The following is a 1117-nucleotide window of genomic DNA, read 5'->3' as shown; positions in this document are numbered from 1 at the left end:
GTCGGTGATGTCGCGGACGATGGTGGGACGGATGAAATAGCCGGGTTTGTCGACCGCGCCGCCGCCGGCGATCACCTTGCCGGTCTTCTTCGCGTCCTCGATCAGCTCCTTGACCTTGTCGAACTGCATCTTGTTCTGCAGCGGCCCGAGCTGGGTGCCCTGTTCGAGGCCGTCGCCCATCACCGCATTTTCGGCGAGTGTCGCGAGCTCCGAACACATTTCATCATAGATCGATTCATGCACATAGAGCCGCTTCATGGCGATGCAGACCTGGCCCGAATTCTGGAAAGCGCTCTGGAAGAGTTTCGGCGCCGCTTCCTTCGGATCGACGTCGTCGAGGACGATGCCGGCATCGTTGCCGCCCAACTCCAGCGTGATGCGCTTGAGGAGGCCGGCCGCACCCGCCATTACCTTGGCGCCGGTGGCGGTGGAGCCGGTGAAGGAAATCTTGCGGACATCGGGATGCGCGGTCAGCGCGGCGCCGAGATCATTGGCATCCGTCACGATGTTGAGGACGCCGGCGGGCAGGATGTCCTTGATCAGTTCGCCGAGTTTCAGCGAGGTCAGCGGCGTTGTCGGCGCCGGCTTCAAGACCACCGTGTTGCCGGCGAGAAGTGCCGGCGGCAGCTTGAAGGCCATCAGGATCAGCGGGAAATTCCACGGCACGATGGCGCCGATGACGCCCAGCGGCTTCCTGTGCGCCTCGACGCGCTTGCCTTCGCTGTCCTCGATCACTTTCACCGGCAGATCGAGCATGGTGAAATAACGGAAGAAGGCGGCGGTGCCGTAGACCTCACCGGTGGCATCGGCGAGCGGTTTGCCCTGCTCCTGGGTCAAGAGGCGCGCCAGTTCGGCGCCGTTCGCCTCGATCACATCGGCGATTTTCAGGAGCGCCTGCTTGCGTTCGGCAATCGGCGTCGCGCTCCATGTCGGAAAAGCCGCTTTCGCGGCGGCGACGGCGGCGTTCAACTGCGCCTCGGAGGCGCGCGGACATTTCGTCAGCACCTCCTCCGTTGCCGGGTTGATCACATCCATCGTCATGTCGCCGTCGACCAGCTTGCCGCCGATCAGAAGCTTGTAGGCGCTCATCTGAGTTTCTCCTCCAAAGTCTTTTTTT

General features: G+C 62.7%; 1 protein-coding gene. It reads right to left on the bottom strand.

Going from position 1 to position 1117, the window contains the following annotated elements:
• Nucleotides 1–1089, bottom strand: a 1089-nt coding sequence (locus tag WEB61_RS12720) for an aldehyde dehydrogenase family protein (protein ID WP_368064709.1), incomplete at its 3' end; no start/stop codon positions are given.
• Nucleotides 1090–1117 lie beyond the last annotated feature (28 nt).

The organism is Parvibaculum sp. (genome assembly GCF_040882025.1).
GTDB lineage: Bacteria > Pseudomonadota > Alphaproteobacteria > Parvibaculales > Parvibaculaceae > Parvibaculum.
The sequence above is the reverse complement of the archived record's forward strand: the minus strand, read 5'-3'. Positions and strand labels throughout refer to the sequence as shown.